The organism is Fodinisporobacter ferrooxydans (assembly GCF_022818495.1).
Classification (GTDB): domain Bacteria; phylum Bacillota; class Bacilli; order Tumebacillales; family MYW30-H2; genus Fodinisporobacter; species Fodinisporobacter ferrooxydans.
In genome coordinates this window covers 1,947,746-1,967,198 of sequence record NZ_CP089291.1, presented here as the reverse complement: position 1 = coordinate 1,967,198, position 19,453 = coordinate 1,947,746, and the positions used below count along the sequence as shown (strand labels likewise).

20 protein-coding genes and 2 pseudogenes are annotated in these 19,453 nt (G+C 41.9%); 5 read left to right on the top strand and 17 right to left on the bottom strand.

From position 1 onward, the window contains the following. Positions 1-16: 16 nt before the first annotated feature. Entirely contained in the window at positions 17-1,267 is a 1,251-nt protein-coding gene (locus tag LSG31_RS09515) for an MFS transporter (RefSeq protein ID WP_347439035.1), read from the bottom strand. A gap of 215 nt (positions 1,268-1,482) precedes the next feature. On the opposite strand from LSG31_RS09515, the gene LSG31_RS09510 reads away from it, so the two are divergent. Continuing rightward, positions 1,483-2,028, top strand: a complete 546-nt coding sequence (locus LSG31_RS09510; RefSeq protein ID WP_347439478.1) for a TetR/AcrR family transcriptional regulator — start codon at positions 1,483-1,485, stop codon at positions 2,026-2,028. A 148-nt stretch (positions 2,029-2,176) separates the two neighbouring features. Here the strand turns inward: LSG31_RS09510 and LSG31_RS09505 are convergent, their stop codons facing one another. The 5 genes from LSG31_RS09505 to LSG31_RS09485 form a co-directional block, all read right to left on the bottom strand. Then, positions 2,177-2,341 carry a hypothetical protein gene (locus LSG31_RS09505; protein ID WP_347439034.1) on the bottom strand — a complete coding sequence of 55 codons (165 nt, stop codon included), beginning with the start codon at positions 2,339-2,341 and terminating at the stop codon, positions 2,177-2,179. A 209-nt stretch (positions 2,342-2,550) separates the two neighbouring features. Next, the gene (locus LSG31_RS09500) at positions 2,551-4,239 is read right to left on the bottom strand and encodes an AMP-binding protein (RefSeq protein WP_347439033.1); all 1,689 of its coding nucleotides are present in this window, start codon (positions 4,237-4,239) and stop codon (positions 2,551-2,553) included. Between the two features lie 98 nt (positions 4,240-4,337). After that, the gene (locus LSG31_RS09495; protein WP_347439032.1) at positions 4,338-5,519 is read right to left on the bottom strand and encodes an acetyl-CoA C-acetyltransferase; all 1,182 of its coding nucleotides are present in this window, start codon (positions 5,517-5,519) and stop codon (positions 4,338-4,340) included. Beyond that, a complete protein-coding gene (locus LSG31_RS09490; RefSeq protein ID WP_347439031.1) occupies positions 5,516-6,439 on the bottom strand; it encodes a 3-hydroxyacyl-CoA dehydrogenase family protein in 924 nt (307 codons plus the stop codon). Before LSG31_RS09490 ends, LSG31_RS09495 begins: the two co-directional genes overlap by 4 nt. A 212-nt stretch (positions 6,440-6,651) precedes the next feature. Beyond that, positions 6,652-7,614 carry a cyclase family protein gene (locus LSG31_RS09485; RefSeq protein WP_347439030.1) on the bottom strand — a complete coding sequence of 321 codons (963 nt, stop codon included), beginning with the start codon at positions 7,612-7,614 and terminating at the stop codon, positions 6,652-6,654. 431 nt (positions 7,615-8,045) lie between these two features. Between LSG31_RS09485 and LSG31_RS09480 the strand changes: the two genes are divergently transcribed. The 4 genes from LSG31_RS09480 to LSG31_RS09465 all read left to right on the top strand — a co-directional run bounded on the left by LSG31_RS09480 (position 8,046) and on the right by LSG31_RS09465 (position 12,253). Further along, entirely contained in the window at positions 8,046-9,233 is a 1,188-nt protein-coding gene (locus LSG31_RS09480; RefSeq protein ID WP_347439029.1) for an acyl-CoA dehydrogenase family protein, read from the top strand. A gap of 2 nt (positions 9,234-9,235) precedes the next feature. Further along, a complete protein-coding gene (locus tag LSG31_RS09475; protein WP_347439028.1) occupies positions 9,236-10,285 on the top strand; it encodes a phosphotransferase family protein in 1,050 nt (349 codons plus the stop codon). Positions 10,286-10,296: 11 nt separating this feature from the next. Beyond that, positions 10,297-11,040 carry a 2-phosphosulfolactate phosphatase gene (locus tag LSG31_RS09470; protein WP_347439027.1) on the top strand — a complete coding sequence of 248 codons (744 nt, stop codon included), beginning with the start codon at positions 10,297-10,299 and terminating at the stop codon, positions 11,038-11,040. A 61-nt stretch (positions 11,041-11,101) separates the two neighbouring features. Next, positions 11,102-12,253 carry an acyl-CoA dehydrogenase family protein gene (locus tag LSG31_RS09465; RefSeq protein ID WP_347439026.1) on the top strand — a complete coding sequence of 384 codons (1,152 nt, stop codon included), beginning with the start codon at positions 11,102-11,104 and terminating at the stop codon, positions 12,251-12,253. 190 nt (positions 12,254-12,443) lie between these two features. Here the strand turns inward: LSG31_RS09465 and LSG31_RS09460 are convergent, their stop codons facing one another. The 11 genes and pseudogenes from LSG31_RS09460 to LSG31_RS09410 form a co-directional block, all read right to left on the bottom strand. After that, positions 12,444-12,656: an enoyl-CoA hydratase/isomerase family protein gene (locus LSG31_RS09460; protein ID WP_347439025.1), complete on the bottom strand. Its 213-nt coding sequence runs from the start codon at positions 12,654-12,656 to the stop codon at positions 12,444-12,446. 12 nt (positions 12,657-12,668) lie between these two features. Further along, positions 12,669-13,517, bottom strand: coding sequence for a 3-hydroxybutyryl-CoA dehydrogenase (locus LSG31_RS09455; RefSeq protein WP_347439024.1), 849 nt, complete (start codon positions 13,515-13,517; stop codon positions 12,669-12,671). A 43-nt stretch (positions 13,518-13,560) separates the two neighbouring features. Then, a complete protein-coding gene (locus LSG31_RS09450; RefSeq protein ID WP_347439023.1) occupies positions 13,561-13,731 on the bottom strand; it encodes a Clp protease/crotonase-like domain-containing protein in 171 nt (56 codons plus the stop codon). 14 nt (positions 13,732-13,745) lie between these two features. Next, positions 13,746-14,504, bottom strand: coding sequence for an SDR family NAD(P)-dependent oxidoreductase (locus LSG31_RS09445; protein WP_347439022.1), 759 nt, complete (start codon positions 14,502-14,504; stop codon positions 13,746-13,748). Between the two features lie 233 nt (positions 14,505-14,737). Further along, on the bottom strand, positions 14,738-16,105 hold the full coding sequence (locus LSG31_RS09440) for a sigma-54 interaction domain-containing protein (protein ID WP_347439021.1): 1,368 nt from the start codon (positions 16,103-16,105) through the stop codon (positions 14,738-14,740). A gap of 363 nt (positions 16,106-16,468) precedes the next feature. Continuing rightward, entirely contained in the window at positions 16,469-16,858 is a 390-nt protein-coding gene (locus LSG31_RS09435) for a nucleotidyltransferase family protein (protein ID WP_347439477.1), read from the bottom strand. Positions 16,859-17,187: 329 nt separating this feature from the next. After that, a complete protein-coding gene (locus tag LSG31_RS09430; protein ID WP_347439020.1) occupies positions 17,188-17,502 on the bottom strand; it encodes a S1C family serine protease in 315 nt (104 codons plus the stop codon). Between the two features lie 148 nt (positions 17,503-17,650). Then, positions 17,651-17,826 (bottom strand): annotated as a pseudogene (locus LSG31_RS09425) (VOC family protein); the annotation flags it as partial. A gap of 39 nt (positions 17,827-17,865) precedes the next feature. Continuing rightward, a pseudogene (locus LSG31_RS09420) lies at positions 17,866-18,324 on the bottom strand (phage tail protein); the annotation flags it as partial. Between the two features lie 186 nt (positions 18,325-18,510). Then, on the bottom strand, positions 18,511-19,035 hold the full coding sequence (locus LSG31_RS09415; protein WP_347439476.1) for a nucleotidyl transferase AbiEii/AbiGii toxin family protein: 525 nt from the start codon (positions 19,033-19,035) through the stop codon (positions 18,511-18,513). After that, positions 18,966-19,421: a nucleotidyl transferase AbiEii/AbiGii toxin family protein gene (locus LSG31_RS09410; RefSeq protein WP_347439019.1), complete on the bottom strand. Its 456-nt coding sequence runs from the start codon at positions 19,419-19,421 to the stop codon at positions 18,966-18,968. Before LSG31_RS09410 ends, LSG31_RS09415 begins: the two co-directional genes overlap by 70 nt. Between the last annotated feature and the right edge of the window lie 32 nt (positions 19,422-19,453).

Here is a 19,453-nt window from a genome sequence, read left to right as displayed (position 1 = left end):
CTGTTTTTGCGTTTCTTTATACAGCTTCAGCCTCTGCCTTTTTCCCTTCCTGTGCAAATGTCATCACAACACATCCTACCAAAAGCAGGGCTGCTGCCAAATAGAAACCTGCTGCCATGCTTCCGGTTTTGTCCGCAAGATAACCGGTAATATACGGTGCCAATATGGACGAACACATTCCACTGAAGTTAAAGACACCAAACGCCGTACTGTACCCTTGTTTCGGCGCATTGTCGGCCACAAAAGCAACCAGGACGGGATCGAGAGCGATCTTCCCGGTTAATCCGTAACACAATAAGAATACAATCAATAATGAAAAATCTTGAATGTAAGCAATCGCACAAATCGAGAGGGCCGCACAAGGAAGCAATATGAAGACAAGCGGCTTCCTTCTGCCCAGTTTATCCGAGATCGTACTAAAGAGAATGGCTCCGGGAATAGCCGCCCAAGCGGTCAAAGAAGATATGAACCCGACTTGACTGCCTTGCAGACCACGTTCCGTTTGAAGATAATACGGCAACCAGGTGAGAATCACAAAAAATCCGTATAAAGAACAGAAAACTACAATGTAACTGACAATCAGATTCCGGTTTTTGAAAAGAGAGGCCAGGGTAATCCCCGTGTTCGCAGAAGATTTCTGTCTGTGGACTTTCGGCCAATCCTTCCTTTCCTCTTTGATCACCTTCCAGATGAACAGTCCAACCAAAACCGTAGGAACCGCAAACAAATAAAATGAAGTGCGCCAGCTGTACCCCCATGCCAGTGTAAGGGAACTGGAAGCAATATATCCTAAAGAAATTCCAAAAGCACCGCCGCTGTTAATCAATGCGCTACCCAAAGAACGGTACTTTTTGGGGATGACTTCCGAGGACAATGCAAACTGAGGACCATAATATGCACCTTGACCGATCCCCACAACCGCAGCCGCGAGCAGAAAAGCAACTAAGCTTGTCACAGTTCCGGTAATCCAGGTAAGGATACCAAACAGGACAAATCCGGGCACCAACACCATTTTTCTGCTGAATTTGTCCCCGAGTATCCCAAAAGGAATTTGTGTAGCCGCATATGTCAAGAAAAATACACTGTTGATCAGTCCAACCTGGGAGTTAGTCAATCCAAATTCCGATTTTATGTTCCCCATAACAGGGTTCAGAATAGCCCTGTCGGCATACATAAACACCCATCCCAGGAAAAATACGATTACTACCTTGATCCAATAAGGTATTGAATAGGACAGTTTTACTTGCTCCACTTTTTGCAATTCCATTTCCCCCAACCTTGTTTTCCCTTTTTTTCTCTGGTAGCTGCCGCAGAAAGTATTCCATATGTCTCATTCTAGAAGAGAATGACTAGGAAGTCATTGTTCTGCTTGGATAAAATTATTCGTTTTTTTTGTGCATGATTGTTCCAGAAGGATGAGCAATACCGTTGAAATATGAGTACTTTTGCATACTGCTTCCGGAACTCTTATTTATTTTGTAAATAAAAAAACCCTTGCTTAATGTTTATGCAAAGGGATTTTTTCTTCACTGTTACTTCTCCGAACTGATGTCTGAAAAAAATTTCGATGACATAACGATTCAGAATATTTCGGATAGGGCAAATGTAAGCCGAGGGACCATCTATCTCCATTACGTGGATAAATATGATTTGCTTGATAAATTAATTGGAGAACATATTAATGAAATGCGGGAAATGTGCGAATCGTTGGCTGACGTAGAATTTACTGAGGCCAATTTGCCCTGGTTCGAATACCTCGAAAAGAATTATTTATTTTTTCCGACCATGTTAGCAAGCAAAGGAGCACCTTCTTTTCGTAGTCAGCTCAATGAGTTTCTTATCGAAGAGTTCAAGAACGAAGTGGATACAACAAAAGGAAAAAATCACGGATTAAATGAAGATGTTATTCTTCAATTTATTGTGACCTCATACGTAGGGATAGTGGAATGGTGGTTCAAGAATGGAATGCCTTATTCACCTCATGTTATGGCAGAGCAAGTGGGGATTTTGTTAGAGAGGAATCTATAATTAGAATATGGTTTTTTGTTTATTGCATAATAAAAAGTTGTAAATGCAGAGTGGCTTAAAATGTTTCCAGATGAGGATAATCGCCCTGCAAGACATACGACTGTACATTTTCATAGTCTCCCATTGATTTCGAATGCGCGTCATCCGCTCATCCAAAATATCCTACAGTTCGAGCATTTAATAATGGAACTGACCCGATAATGCCAGCTTTGCAACCTTCCATAACCATTTGTGGACTTGACACAAGAAACATCGGGGCAGCAATCACAGGCAATACTAACCGCTCAGCTACTTGTGCCGGCAATCTTTCCATTATGTATCACCCTTTCACAGTAAACTTCCATAAACTTGCTCGATAGAATGAGCAATTAAGGAGAAATAGGACATTGATACACAAAACTTTTTATAATAAAACTAGATAAAACTTAAATATCGCGTGCTACAAATAGTAAAAACGGATGAAGTCGTTTATCACCTCATCCGGGTACTCTACATGATTCTAAGACACCATTACACCACATCTTACTGGTTGACAGTCCGATCCCGAAGTTCACGTCGCAAAAATTTACCTGATGTTGTTTTCGGAATTTGATCCAAAATCTCTACCATCCGAGGATATTTGTAGGCAGCTAAACGTTCCTTGCAAAACTGTTTGATCTCTTCTGCCATTACGTTACCGAGATACTCATCCTTGATAGACACAAAGGCTTTTACCGTTTCCCCCCGATAGGGATCCGGTACGCCGACAACCGCCGCTTCTTTCACAGCCGGATGTTGATACAAAACATCTTCTACTTCACGTGGCCATACTTTGAAGCCAGACACGATAATCATGTCCTTTTTACGATCGACGATGTAAAGATAACCATTCTCATCCATGACAGCAACATCGCCTGTCAAAAAGAAACCATCATGAAACGCTTTTTCAGTTGCTTCAGGTTTATTCCAATATCCTGCAAAAATCATCGGCCCTTTTGCAGCGAGCTGACCTTCCTCACCCACACCGGCTTCTTTGTTCGGATCCTCAAGTGCAAGAATTCGTACCTCGCAATTCGGGATAGGCACCCCAACAGACAATGCACCACTTGCTTTGTCTACTGGAGCCGCTACACCAAATGGTGCGGCAGTCAAGGGCGAGTTGCTCTCCGTCAAACCATACACATTGTGAATATATGGGCCCATTTTTTTTTGGAAGTTTTCTACAATACTTGGTGGAATGGGGGCACCCCCGCTGTAGCATTTGACCATCGAGCGGAAATTGCGGATAGCAGCGGATGGGGTATTCATCAGCGCAATATATGCTGTAATGGAACCAACCGTCATCGTCGGCTGCCATTTTTCTGTGAAATTAAGAACCGCTTCAGGATCAAACCGGTGCAGCAGTACAATCGGTATGCCAGCAAGTGGCGCCACACACATATGTGCCACAATCCCGGTAATGTGAAACAACGGGGCGATCCCCAAAACTTTATCATTCTCCTCCAACTGCATCCAACGTTGATACACTTCGGCATTAAATGCCAGATTGCTGTGAAGGTTCATCGCTCCTTTGGGCTGCCCCGTGGTTCCTGAGGTATATACCAATAATGCAATATCACCAGGCTCAACCGCTACCCGATCGCGCCCAACCGCGTCAACTTGTATTTCCGAGAGAGTAGTGATCATATCAATCGTATCTGTTACCGGCAATTTGCGCGTTTTTTCCAACATTGGAACTGCACTGATATCTGAAACAAAATCACTTTCATGGCAGGTTACCACGACTTGCACCTGTGTATTCGGAACGACTGATCGGCCAAATTGTTCATACAAGGAATCAAGTGCAACCAACACTTTGGCCGCAGAATCATTGAGGTGGTATTTGAGTTCTTTTTCCTTGAACATCGGGTTTAACGGAACAACAATTGCCCCGCGTTTCCATGCGCCATAGACAACGATTAAAAAGTGCGGATTATTTTGGGTATAAACTGCAACACGATCCCCTTTGCCAACTCCATTCTCAGCCAACAATGATGAAAATCGATCGGCCCATTCATTTAGGGTCCCATAGGAAATGGTATCATGGAAGTAATGGATCGCTGGTGCGTCAGGGCGGGCTGCCGCAACTTCCTCAAAGATATCAATCATGCTTTTCTGGGGAATTGCAAATTCACTAGGTACATAATCTGCATATTGCTTTAACCAAGGCTTATTTGCATAGAATGAACTCATCATGACAGCTCCCTTTCAAAAGAGTAACGTTGGGCACTGAATTTGTATCGAACCAGGCAGAATTGAATTGTAGATGAATCGTGCGTATCAGGCATGACTCAAACTGCCTCAATGACCATTGCAATACCCTGTCCGCCGCCTATACATAATGAAGCGAGGCCATATTTTTGCTTCCTGCTTTTAAGCTCTACCGCCAATGAATACAAAATCCGTGCACCACTCGCGCCGACCGGATGACCCAATGCAATAGCACCACCATTTACATTGACCTTTTCGCGCTGTAATCCGAGCTCTTTTTCCACAGCAAGATATTGGGAGGCAAACGCTTCATTTATTTCGACCAAATCCATGTCATTCATTGACAAGCCTGCTCGTTGCAGGGCAAGTCGACATGCTGGAACTGGACCAATCCCCATAATGTTCGGATCAACCCCGATAATTCCCCATGACAAAATTTTGGCCAGAGGTGCACTGGCATGGCTGTTTACAAAATCTTCATTGGCAATCACCACTGCTGCAGCCCCATCATTGATACCACTGGAATTTCCTGCAGTTACAGTTCCACTCTGTTTAAATGCTGGTTTCAGCCGGGTTAAGTTTTCAATCGTTGCATCTGCCCGTATGTGTTCATCATCTGCAACCGTTACAGGCTTCCCCTTTTTATCGGTTGTCTCAACCGGAACAATCTCCTGCTGAAATCTACCAGAACGTTGGGCTTGTAAGGCGAGTTGCTGTGAACGAACAGCAAACTCATCTTGCTCTTGCCGGCTTATTTCGTATCGTTCCGCTAAATTTTCTGCAGTGATTCCCATCCCGCAGCCGATGTATTCATCCGTCAAAGTACCCCAGAGCATATCGTCGATTTCCGGCGCTTTCAGCCCTGTACCAAAACGAGCATTGCGTAAAACATACGGGGACTGGCTCATATTTTCTGTACCTGCTGCTAATACAACATTTGCTTCCCCCAAAAGAATGGTTTGGGCAGCAGAGACGACTGCCTGTATGCCTGAACCGCAAAGCCGATTGACTGTCAACGCCGGGCTTTCAATTGGCACACCTGCATGTAATGCAACATGCCTTGCAAGGTAGGGGGAATTTTTTGTGGTTGCAATCACATTTCCGACAAACACGTGCTCAATTTCTTCCGGTTTCACGCCGCTTCGTTCGAGTGCACCTTTACTTGCAATCGTCCCCAGCTCTGTCGCAGTTACATGTTTTAACGCACCGCCAAATCCACTAAATGGAGTTCTGGCACCATTTAGGATATAAATAGGTTTCATGCTAGCACCTCTTGCGTATTTATTGGAGAAACATTCGTATGAGAGGCATTTGTTTGAGTATCATTCGTTTGCTTTCCGTCATATTCATAAAAGCCTTTTCCTGTTTTTCGTCCCAAGTTCCCTGATCGAACCATTTGCCGCAGCAGCGGGGCTGGGCGATATTTCGGGTCGTTGGTTTCCGTATAAAGAGTTTCTATAACATACAGAAGCGTATCCAAGCCGATAATATCAGCCAAAGCAAGTGGTCCAACAGGATGATCCGCGCCGAGCAGCATCGCTTCATCAATTTCTTCTTTTTTACAAATTCCCTCTTGCAAAACGAAAATGGCTTCGTTGATCATCGGAATGATCAGTCGATTGACAACAAATAATGGCGACTCCTTTACCTCAATACACTTCTTTCCGAGTGTTGTCAGCAATTTTTTAACTGTCAAAACCGTTTCGTCACTGGTTTTTGCCCCTCTGACCAGCTCGACAAGCTTCATGATGGGAACAGGATAAAAATAATGTGTTACTATCAATCTCTCAGGACGTTTTAATACAGAGGCAATTTCGGTAACACTTAAACCAGATGTATTCGTTGCAAAAATTATTTCTTCTCTACAATACGATTCTATTATACGATATACCTCATGTTTCAATGTCATCTTTTCCGGTACAGCTTCCGTTACATAATCTGCAGTTGCTAGTTTTGACCAGTCAGTCGTGCCGTGAATTCTGGCCACTATTTCATTTGCCTGATTTTCCGATAGTTTAGCTTTTTTTACCATGCGCTCTAGATTGCTTTTGATCCGATTGATTCCGGTTTCAATTGCTTGCTGTTTTATATCAAGAAAAACAACTTCATATCCAGACATTGCAAACAACTGGGCAATCCCTGTCCCCATCGTACCGGCACCAATCACACCAATCATCTTCATGCAGCTCCTTCCCCCTTTCCGAGTATTAAAACCGGAGAGGCCCGAACAACTCATGAATAACAGATGCCAGAAACCAGGTGCCGGATGACAGAGTATCGGTTGTATCCAACACCTTAACAAACTCTGGTTTCAGGCATCAGGCGCCTGTCTAGGAGTGCCCGTGCCTCCCTTGGCAAAAATCTTTTTAAACCGGCACCGTAAGTATAGGAAATCTACTTAATAACAACTGGATTGACCGGAGCACCTGTTCCCTGCACAATTTTTAGAGGTGCAGCCGCATATAAAAATGTATACTGATTGTCATTTGCACAATCTTCTGCCAAATCCTCCAACCAGTTGATTTCGTTAAAGGATACGCCTAGATTCCGCAACAATGCTCCATGCAATGGAAGAGCAGTGCCTGTTCTGCATGAAACGGTTTGCTCATTGGCGATCGTATCTGTGCCGAATGCAGGGATTTCCATATCATAGAACCATTGAACGAGTTCTGGTGTATATGTGAGACCCGGTTCGTTGAAATCGCCTTCATAAAAAGCGGACGATCCTTGATTATAGAAAACGCTTAACCAGCCCGTGCGAATTAAAAGAATATCTCGTTTTTCAATTGTTACACCCTGTGCCTTCGCCGTAGCAAGCAGATCCTCAAGTGTGATTTCTTCGCCCTTATCAAGATTCTTTTTCCCTTTAAAGCGGGCAACATCCAACAAGATGCCACGCCCTACCACACCATGCTCAGCAATTGGCATAATCGAGCATTTTTCCATGCCATCGATTGTTGTATTTGCATCGAATCCGTTATACACCTGATCGTCATACCATACATGCCCAAGTGCATCAAATTGAGTGGAGCCCTGTACTGCCATGTAAATCACATCGTCAGCATACTCCAGCCCTGCCCCGAGAGGTTGTAACTTGCCGCAACAGTAGGTTCCATGGTCTTGTGTCATATGATGTCCCGGTTGGGAGCGGCCTGGCCATACCGGGTCTCCTTCTTTCCTGGCAATTGGACAGCCCAGCGTAAACACTCTACCGCTTTGGACGGATGCGATTCCTCGCAATACTTGAATCTGGTCTAAATAATTGACTGCCCCCAGCTCATCCTCTGCTCCCCAACGTCCCCAGTTTTTAGGCGCTTCTTTTAAAATTTGTGAGATGCTGATATTGTTTGCTGACATTCGATCATCTCCTACATGTTTAAATTTAATTCATGCACCCATCTAAGAGTGTTCGGCTTATCATTCTTGCAACAAGTATGCCAACCGCTTCATTTTTCGCATAATTCAGGCATATTTTAGTCAAAAATCTCTGATAAATTGGTTTTTTCAGTGATACACCGCTTGAACCCGACAAGATTTCATTCGAACAAAACGTGCAACCACTCTGCCATTCTCTACAGTGCGACATCTCGGGGCGTTGTGTCATTGCGTTTTTCCGCAAAAATTGTTTCCTATGGATACAAAAAAGATACAACATGTATTTCCTAAGGAAATACTATTCAAAACGATCCTGTTCAACTCAACACAACCAATTCCCGACCCTCTTGGCATGGTAATTGCATTAGGACTGAAGCGTACTTATATCGTGAATCTATTTAGGAGTGATTTACATGTTTGATTTCTGTCCTTCATCCGAACAACAAGAAATGTTGGTAAAAGCTACGGAATTTATGAACCAATTCGTATATCCAAATGAAACGTACATGGTGCCACATCGCGGTTTGCCAAACGACATTCTGAAACCATTGCAGCAAAAAGCAAAAGATTTAAATTTATGGGCCGGTCATTTACCGAAAGATGTTGGTGGCATGGGGATGGGGTTTGTTTCCTTAGGGTTACTATCTGAAATAATTGGAAGAAGTCCCATCGCGCCCTATATCTTCGGATCCATGGCACCGGATGCTGGTAACTCAGAGATCCTGTACCATGCCGCAACCGCAGAACAAAAAGAAAAATACCTAATCCCTTTGGCAAACGGAGATGTGCGCTCGTGTTTTGCCATGACAGAGCCAGAAGTATCCGGTTCAGATCCCACACTCCTGCAAGCCCGAGCAATTGAAGACAACGATGGTTGGGTAATTCAGGCACATAAATGGTTTACCACGGGTGCTGTCGGTTCAGCCTTCTCCATTGTGATGGCTATGACCGACCCAGATACTCCTCCACACCAACGCTATAGCATGTTTATCGTGGATGCAGACAATCCTGGCTTTGAAATTGTTCGTGAGGTACCTGTCATGGGCGATCATTTTGTTGGTGGCCACTGTGAAGTTCGCTATACGGATTGCCGAGTTCCTGCATCGAGTATGTTAGGAAAACGGGGAGAGGGCTTTAAACTTGCACAATTACGCCTTGGCCCTGGCCGTATCACACATGCGATGCGCTGGATCGGTGTTGCCAAACGGAGCTTCGAAATTATGGTTGAGTACGCGTTGCAAAAGGAAACTGCCGGCCGGACGCTTGCAGATTCACAAACGATCCAAAACTTTATTGCAGACTCGGCAGCGGAGATCGAGGCAGCCCGTCTGCTCACATTGCATGCAGCCTGGAAAATGGATCAAGGTGACCAAGCCCGCAAAGAAATCTCACTGATCAAATTTCATGGTGCAAACATCCTGCAAAAAGTAATTGATCGAGCGATTCAGGTCCTTGGAATGTACGGACTTACGCACCATACTTTGTTGGAAGGATTTTATCGAGAAGCCCGGGCTGCCCGTATTTATGATGGTGCTGATGAAGTGCACCGCATGGTCGTTGCCCGGCAAATCATCAAGTCATTTCAGAATGGTGGGATTTAATCGTGACAGAACAGGGACTTATACAGGTGCGAGAAGAGTTGAACTGGAAGTCGATTGAACATCACATTCGTTCCAATATCCCAAATCTTGCGAATGAAGCAATGAGCGTCAGGCAGTTTTCTGCCGGGTATTCCAACTTGACATATTTACTAAAAATCGGTGACTGGGAGGCCGTATTTCGGCGCTCACCGTTGGGACCAATCCCACCGAAAGCACATGATATGGAACGGGAATTTAAAATTTTGCAAAGCGTCAACCCTGTCTTTCCACTTGCCCCAAAACCGTATCTGTTCTGCAACGATGCGGCGATCATGGAGCGTCCCTTTTATATTATGGAACGAAAAACAGGTGTGGTATTGGATGACTCCATCCCAACGGAATACGAGAAAACAGAAGAAACCTATCAACAGATTTCGAAAAGTATTATTCAAACATTGGTACAGTTGCATGAAATTAATTATACAAAAACAAAATTAACGGAGCTTGCACGTCCAGATGGATACCTGGAACGACAAGTATTGGGCTGGATTAAACGTTACCATGCTGCAATGACTGATGAAATTACAATCGTTCAGGAGATCGAACAGTGGTTAATCGCAAATATTCCAAAATATACCAGACCTACAATCGTCCATAACGATTTTAAATTGAACAATCTGATGCTGGCTTCCGACAATCCTGGAATTACAGTGGGTGTTTTTGATTGGGAAATGTCTACTGTGGGTGATCCACTTACAGATCTTGGTTCAGCTATTGCTTATTGGGTGGAAGCAGGAGAACCAGCTACCGGTTTAACGTCGATCACAACATTGCCCGGATTTTTAAAGCGCCGAGATTTGGTCGAACTATATGCTGAAAAAAGTGGAAGAGATGTTTCAAATATTGATTACTACCTAACTTTTGCTTTCTATAAAGTAGCTGTGATTCTGCAGCAAATTTATTATCGTTGGAAGCAAGGCCAGACAAGTGACAATCGCTTCGAGAAGTTAGGAATGGGTGTCAACAATCTTATGGAGCTATCCATACGAGCTAAATACAAAGAATTATTATAAAGAGGGCTAATATGGCTGTTATGCGAAAAATTCACGTAATTACTCAAAAAGAAGCGGTTCAACCACATCAAATCAAGACATGTACCGCCGTTGTCACTGATGTCTTACTTGCTACATCAACAATTGCAACACTTCTGCACCATGGAGCAAAAGAAGTGATTCCAGTTGCTGATGAAAAAGAAGGATTAAAGTTGGCTTCGGAGTTAGCAGAAGAAACGTATATGCTATGTGGGGAACAAGATGGACATACACTTGATGGATTTCTTGGTACAGATCCTGAAACCTTGCTTGCCGCGGATATAGCCGACAAGGCCATAATTTTATCAACAACAAACGGAACTGTCGCAATCAGAAAATCCATGCTGGCAAAGACCGTCTATACAGCTTCATTTTTAAATGGTCAGGCCGTTGCCAAGGATCTCCAAAAATCAAATGACACGAGCAGCATATTGCTGGTCTGCTCAGGTTCCCAGGGAAGATTTTCGATTGAAGATTTTTTGGGAGCCGGTTATCTGATTTCAGAACTTGTACACGAAAATATATCCGCATGGACATTAACAGATTCTGCTAAGGCTGCTTTCCGGCTCTATGAACATTGTGCAGACAACCTCGCAAACGTACTGCGAACATCTGAAACGGGGAATCTGCTTAGAAATCTAGGATATCCTGACTCAATTGAATATGTTACAAAGGTTGGAGCTCTGCCGATCGTGCCAAGACTTGTTGAAAATCGTCTGGTTGCCTGGAATGTTTGATGCAACTCAGAAAGCTTGACTGCGTGTCATACTACTTACATTCACAAATGGGGGAATCACTATGGAACATATTTTAATACATCCTGAATTAAACATGTTGCGGAAAACCATACAAGCGTTTGTCAAAGAACAAGTTTTGCCTGTGGAGCAACAAATTGAAATCCAGACAAAAGGTTTTACTCAAGAATTCATCCAACAATTTCAAAAGAAAGCAAAAGAACGTGGACACTGGTTGCTTGGAACAAAGAAAGAGTTTGGCGGAGCAGGGCTTACATTGTTTCAACAAGCTGTTCTATTTGAGGAAGCAGCGCAACACCGGTTTGGATTCTACCAAACGGCAGGAAAAGCTTTTGGCGAAGATCTGCCGTCATTCTTGACTGCTTGTTCCACACAGCAATTGGAAACGTATATCCGACCAGCTGCACAATCTGGAAAAGGATGCTATATTGCACTCTGGGAAACAGATGAAAGCAACGACTTGAACCAGTTGCAATGCAGTGCACAACGCAATGGAAACACATGGGTGATTCAAGGGAGAAAATCGTTTGTTAGGAATGTTCAAACTGCTGCGTTTGGCATTGTTCTTGTCAATTGTATGGTTGATAATGAAATCAAGCCAACTCTATTTTTGCTGGAACCTGATGACAAGCTAAGTGTCAAAGAAACTGCATTAATCGATGTGCTTCATGTTTCTGAAATAGACTTTCAAAACTACGAAATAGACGACTCTAAACGAATCGGTGAAGTCGGTCAAGGAATTGAACTGATTGAGCGTTGGTTGACAGAATCACAAATACAAATGGCGGCACGCTGCATTGGAGTCGCAAAACGGGCACATGAGTTAAGCAAGCAATATGCGGCCATCCGCGTCACAAGAGGAAAGCCTTTATCGCAATTTGCTACGATCCGTACGATGCTTGCCAGTACAGCAGCAGAGCTCCAGGCAGCAAGACTCTTGTTATGGGATGCAGCCACCAGCTTAGATGCAAACACAAAGGACCGGATCCTAAAAACGGAAATGGCCAAAATAGCCGCAACAGAGGTAGCATCAAAGATTGTAGACAATGGCGTTCAGATACATGGTGGTGCAGGGTTTACTGATGATATACCGTTTGAACGGTGGTATAAAGAATTGCGGATTGCCCGCCTTGAACTTAAAAGCTCTGAAACCTTGTATGATTCGATAGCGAACCAAATCATAGATTCATTATGAATGATGGTTTCGAGGGCGAAATTATGACACAGCACCCAATACAAGCGCTCACAGAAAAGTACCCGATGACAATTAACGTCTTGGGTACTTTAGCTTTCCTTATTTGTTAACTTTTACTTACTTCTATTGTTTTACAAACTTGTTGCTTAACGGCGGGCCTTTTCGCAAGATCTCGGCAAATGTTGTTGCCTCAGTCAGCAAATCCCCTTCTGCGATCCGATAGGACCTTTGTAAGTTTTGAAGCCGCTTGCATATATTGGTTGACTACACTAGGGTCTGCTAGTTGCAGCATCGTATCCAGATCGCCCCCGGCGCAAAACGATTTGCCTTCACCGGAAAGGATGATCACCTTAATTTCCTTGTTGCGATCAGCATCCTGCAATGCTTGAATGGGTTCTTCCACCAAATCCGCCGATTAAGAATAGCTATAAAATCCTTTGCCAGTCTTTCTACCCAGCTGTCCTGCACGTACCAATTTTTTTAATAATGGTGCCGGGCGGTATTTGGAATCACCTGTTTCTTCATATAATGTTTCAATAACAAAGAGCAACGTGTCTAACCCTACCATGTCTGCCAGCGCCAATGGACCTATTGGATGATTCGCCCCAAGCTTCATGCCTTTGTCAATATCTTCAGCACTTGCTGTACCTTCAGCCAATACAAAAATCGCTTCATTCAACATGGGCACAAGGATCCGATTGACTGCGAAAAGTGGAGCATCGTTTACCAAAATCCCTTCTTTACCAAATCTCTCCACCAGTTTTTTTATAAAACCAAATGATTCTTCCGATGTTTCCTGTCCTTTGATAATTTCAACCAACTTCATAACCGGAACGGGATTGAAAAAATGCATCCCTAATACCTTGTCAGGCCGGTTGGTCGCAGTCGCTAATTCTGTAATGCTTAAACCGGAAGTATTTGATGCAAATACTGTGGTATCTTTACAAACAGCATCAAGTTCCTTCAATAATGTTTTTTTCGGTTCCATTTTTTCAATAATTGCTTCAATAATAATATCAGCGTCGGCTAGATCCTTTAGTTCTACAGTTGTTTGAATACGTCCTAAAATCTCCTGTGCACGCTCTTCTGACAGCTTACCTTTAGCTACTGAGCGATTCAGGTTATTTTGGATAGTGTTGAATCCCTTTTGAACAAACTTTTCTTCTATATCCCGCAAAATAACCTGGTAGCCAGCCTCTGCTGCAACTTGAGCAATTCCGTTTCCCATCGTCCCTGCTCCTACAACACCAATTGTTTGAACCATGTTTGTTTTACCCCTTTCTATTTCTGAAGTTTTGGTAGTTTTGTTATTTCCCTGCAAATTTCGGAGCCCTCTTTTCCAAAAATGCACTTGCCTCTTCACTTTGGTCCTCTGTTTCACATAACTGTCCAAACAATTCTGCTTCCCATCCCAGTTCCTCTTGAAGTGACAGTTGCATACCACGTTCGATCGCCAGTTTTGCCCTTTTAACTGCCAAAGGTCCTTCATATCCTATTGTGCAAGCCATCCTCCATCAACGAAAATTGTTTGGCCGGTGATAAAACTGCTAGCATCAGATGCGAGCAATACTGCTGTTCCTACTAATTCCTCTGGCTGCCCCAATCGTTTCATGGGAGTTTTTGAAATGATTTTTTCATATACTTTTGGATTTTCTAGCTGTTTTGCATTTAAATCTGTTTTAATATAAGCGGGGCCGATTGCATTTACCTGAATGTTATATCTTGCCCACTCCAACGCCAACGACTTGGTAAGATTAATCACCGCAGCTTTACTTGCGGTATAGGCACTGATTCCTACCTCACCAACTGCTCCGGCAATTGACGCAATGTTAATGATCTTCCCGTGACCCTGTTCAACCATCTTCTTTGCAGCCGCCTGGCAACAGAAAAACAACGACTTCAAATTCAAATGCAAAATCTGATCCCATTCTTCCTCTGTTACTTCAAGCGCAAATTTCGTAAAAGAACTGCCTGCATTATTTACTAAAATATCAATTTTAGTAAATGTTTTGGATATCTCATCCATCGTGTTATGAATGGATGTTGTATTACGAAGATCGATCGAATAACTTGTGGCTTTTCTGCCAAGCTCACGAATCTCATCTACAACCTGTTGATTCGAATTTTCATCCCTGCCGATAACTACGACATCGGCACCTGCCCGCGCAAGACCCAATGCCATTGCCCGTCCTAACCCTTTGTTTCCCCCGGTAACAACCGCTACCCGATCCTTCAGTCTAAAGATCTCCATAGCAACCTCTCCTCATACATACATTCCTTGTCAAATGAATGAATTGCAAGTTTGGTGCCAACTTTCATTTCTTATTAGAATAGGCGTTTCAGAGAAAGTAGTAAGGATTTAAATTGGTTTACCTATTTCCAAACCACACAAGTTGTTTCTCTATGAAACAGTTTATTTTCATCGAAGCTCTCAATACGTTTGCCAACAACTCTGTGTTTCGATTCTTTTTGCTTCAATACTATTCATAAAAGCCCATATTTCCTTAACTTTGCATAAAAGGCTTTACGACTAATCCCTAATTTCTGAATTGCGTCCGAACGATTTTTACTAGTTTTGAGTACAGCCTCAATCATTTCTCGTTCTGTCTGTTCGACCATTCGGTACAAAGTATTATCTGTTTCATGAGATGCTGGTTTGCCTTTCAACGATTTATTTGCGTGATGATTTTTTAATTGCTTATTTATGTATTCCGGTATGTCCGAAAGCTCAAAATAAGAATTCGTACAAACAGCAATCATATGTTCGATTACGTTATACAACTCACGTACATTACCAGGCCATTCATATTTTTCAAATTGGCTATAAGTTTCATCCGTAATTACGATAGATTTATTGTATTTAAAATTTAATTCTGTCAGTATATGATTTACTAAAAAGGGAATATCTTCTTTTCGTTCACGAAGAGGTGGAATTTTAATTGGAACAACATTTAATCGATAATATAAATCATCTCTAAATTTTCCAAGCCTAATCTGTTCCCGAAGATCGCGATTCGTGGCACATATAATGCGAATGTCTAGCGGATGCAGGCGTGTTCCGCCAATCCTTTGAAACGTACGTTCCTGTATAACCCGTAAAATTTTGGCCTGTGCGGCAAGGGGCATTTCCCCAATTTCATCTAAAAAAAGGGTCCCGCCATTTGCCAACTCAAAAATCCCTTTTTTCCCACCCTTTTTTGCACCGGTAAAAGAACCGTCCTCATACCCAAACAGTTCACTTTCAAATAAGTTTTCCGGAATGGAAGCCATATTGATTGCAATAAACGGTTGCCCTTCACGATTGCTTGCATTATGAATCGATTTTGCAAATACTTCTTTTCCTACTCCACTTTCACCATAAATCAGCACAGTAGCATCCGTTGTAGCTACTTTGCGTGCCAAATTTACAGCCATTTGCATTGGGGGAGAACTGCTTTCCAAAAGCGCAAAATTCCTCTTTACCAATTTTTCCTCCAAGTCGTTCGAATATTTTTTATACCGTTCCAGTTGTTCTTGCAAATCTCGTATTTCACTTATATCTTTCATGATTGCTACCGCTCCGATCATCACACCATTTTCGATTAAAGGGGTAATGTTGGCACAGATACTTTTTTTCAATGAATGAACATAACTGTAATCATTAATTAAAGGAATCCCAGTTTGCAAGACCTCTAATATTCGAGCTTTAGATTCTATTTCATTGAGTTTTCGTCCAATAATTTTATTCACCGGGACACCAAATTGACGAGAATAGGCCTGATTAACATACGCTATTGTACTATCCTTTGCGATCACTAGCACCACATCATGAAATGATTCTAATATTGATAATAAGTGATCTTTTAACCTCATGGTTCCCCTCCTCCTGCATAAGATACTTGTAATAATCTACTCTAATTCTTTTCCCTGCAAGATACCCTGAATTCCAATCGATTGTAACCGTTTTCTTATTATGTATTATAACCTAATTACCTAATATAACCAAAATCGTGTAACAATCCAGCGCAAACCATAAAGCCAACATAAAGAAGCTCCACCTGACAACACGTAATTGTCAAGTGGAGCTTCTTTTTCAATTGTCTGGCAACGTCCTACTCTCCCAGAAACCTGCGCTCCAAGTTGCCAATACAACTATCATATCGGCCTTTTTCAAAATCGTCACTAGCAGAAGCGTACTTCTCGTTCGCTTTTCTCAACATAACTCCAATGGCTTTTTCACTGTATGACAATTTCAACTCCCTCTTTCTCTATATTATCTTTAAGAAATGGGTTTACATTTTCTCCAGAAAGCCATTCGTCAACATTAAAATACATACAACTCAAAGCAATTCCATAATCAATATTGAGATCTGCGGATATATGAGACAGTTTTTCTCGATCTTCCTTAGTTTTCTCTTTTTCGGTTAAGATAACAAGATCAACATCGGAATATCCCGTTGCTTCTCCTCTAGCTTTTGATCCGAAAAGTATGATTTTATTTACTTGAAGATCGTCTTTGATTTTTGTGTATAATTCTTGTATAGCTTTCATTTCGATGTCGGTTACCATTTGTCTCATAAAGCTCACCGCCAATTTAGACTGTCTTCCTAAAAGAACGAAGTGCATCTCATGTATCTTAGTTTTCATTATACATGAAAAGCACATTCATTCACTTATATTTGGACAAATATAGGTATCCAAATATGCATGAGTTTCCTCAAGCCCGGGCATCCTATTGCCCAAAAAAGAAAAATACCAAAACTTTAAAGACTCGATAAGTTCACATGTTCTGTATGAGTCTATTCCTAATCCCTGAATTTATTTATCCTGGCTTTCCCTATCCCCTGCCATATTGTGATAAATTATTGTCCTACTTTTACTCTTTTTCTGCATTACCCTGAATAATACGTAACTTGTTATTTTCAAATCCAGTTTGGTATGTTAACTTATAGGTGCTAATTTGCAATCCTCATCGGAGCTTTTCCTGCAAGTGCATCGACACGAACTAAAGCAATATCTATATCTGGACTTTTTCCAATCACGCTTCCCTGATAGGTCGTCGAATCGGCCATTTTAACAGCCACTTTTGAAGCATTTTCTATAACGTGGGAATTAGTGACAATATCACCTTTGTTATCATATAAAAAACCTGATCCTATCATTTCACCATCAGATGTTGAAACATCAAGTTGTACAACCAATTTTTGATCATCATGAATAATCTGTTTTAAATCTTCTTGAGCTTTTTGTATGTTTTTGTCATTAATCATAACTGATGATACCGAAAGAACTTGCGCATGTGTTCGTTGATGAACTTCATAAACACTGGTAGCACCAGCAATAAAAAAAATAACTGACAAACCATAGGCAAAGATTTGTTGGCTCTCTTCTATGCAGATTTTCTATTTAGTCATAATGTTACTTCTGCATTATCTGAATAAGGTTACCGCATGTATCGTCGAAGACGTCTAATGTAACTTCGCCCATTTCTATCGGCTCCATAGTAAACTTTACGCCGTGTTTCAATAATCTTTCGACTCTTTGCGAACATCTGCAACGCCAAACATTGTTGCTGGAATACCTTCAGCAAATATAGGATCCACCGCTGTGCTTGCGCTTTTGCTTACTTTAATTTCTCCTTTAATTACAAAAAACGAGCCCCGGATTGTTCCAGCTAGCTTAGACTTCTGCCTAGCAAACTTAAACTTCCCTTCTAACTCCTTTGGTACCTCCATCCCCTCAGAAAGCTTAAAACCAACGGCCCGCTTCTTAGGGTCATCAACCGTATACATGACGTTGACCACAAGACCATCCTCATAAAAGACGTAGGCCATTTTGATATTTTCCACTTGAAAACGCGACGTTTCTAAAGGTTTGGTCGCAAACTCAATATCACGTTCTTCTTTCAAAATTCGGTTCACATAATCAAGGGTCTCCTGGCTTTCGCTAGCTGGTACAACCGTAAATTCATGCTTGTATTTGTTCATGAAGTAACGGGCTTCATTAGCACGTAAACCAGCAAGCGATTCTACTACAGGTGAAGACTCTAAACCAACCGTAGACACATTTTTAAAATCAACGATATAGGACATTTCCATCCCTCCTAACCCCAGTGTGCTTTTGTACTTTCTAAAACCCATATTTATAACAAATTGCAAATCTCAGTCCATTTCCCTTTTAATTGAAGGAATTTAGATCTTTTAAATAGTTACCCCTGAAAAAGTCCAAATTACAACTAAAGACATACTGTATATAGCGTTTAAAAGTCAGAAAGAACACTACATCCAGTGGAACGGATTTTGAAAATTGGCTTTTTCAGGAGCAACTAAATAATCAACCAGCTTTGTATTCCGGAGTTTAATTAACCATTCCTGCAATTGACAATCCCAATAACTAAAAAATTCCTCTTCCGTAATCACTGCTTGATAAACAGGTGAAAGGAACTCTATGATCTTCCTCATCACTTCTTGAAAACCCAGAGTTTCAGCAACTCCAATTCGATGTAAAAAGGCAATCCATTGTTTCACTCTTGCATGATCTGTAGCAAAAGCCGCCGAGAAAACAGGATGTTCTCTTTCAACATGAGTTCCTCTGCGTTGAAATGCTTCGAAAACAGCTTCCATTAGGACTCGGTCATCAAAGTTCTCTGTCGTTAGTAACGAATAAATATCGTAGAAATCCTTCTTTCTGCTGTTGACAACCGAAAGTGTGATCATTGCTTCAAACTTCTCTGCTATGACAGATTCAGTTGAATATGCCTGAATATTGGGTGACGCCATATGTAACAGTACAGGATAATCAATATCCTGCGGCTTTGGAACAATGACATCCCCAAATCCGATATCCAGCTGCAATACTTTTTCATTCGGCCTAAAAAGGCAGATATTTTTATGCGGACACCTTCGTAGTCAGTATCTTCCTTAATACGCTCCACCGTCATACTCGCAGCATTATATTTTACGCCGTCCTCTTCAACTGTTAAATTGCATATCTTTTCAAAAGCAGCTTTTATAAATTCGGTATCATTTGCAATCTGTCTAGCCAAGAAATCGATATCTTTTGTTGGTCTTGCTTTAAATTGTGTTAAGGAGAAGAGAAACAGACCGCCTTTTAGTACAAACTTTTCCCTAAATTCCGAAATGGATAATCGATACAGGAGACGTTCTTGCAGATATGAGAGCAAAACCAAATCAAATGCCTTACCACTCGGCTTGGCTATAT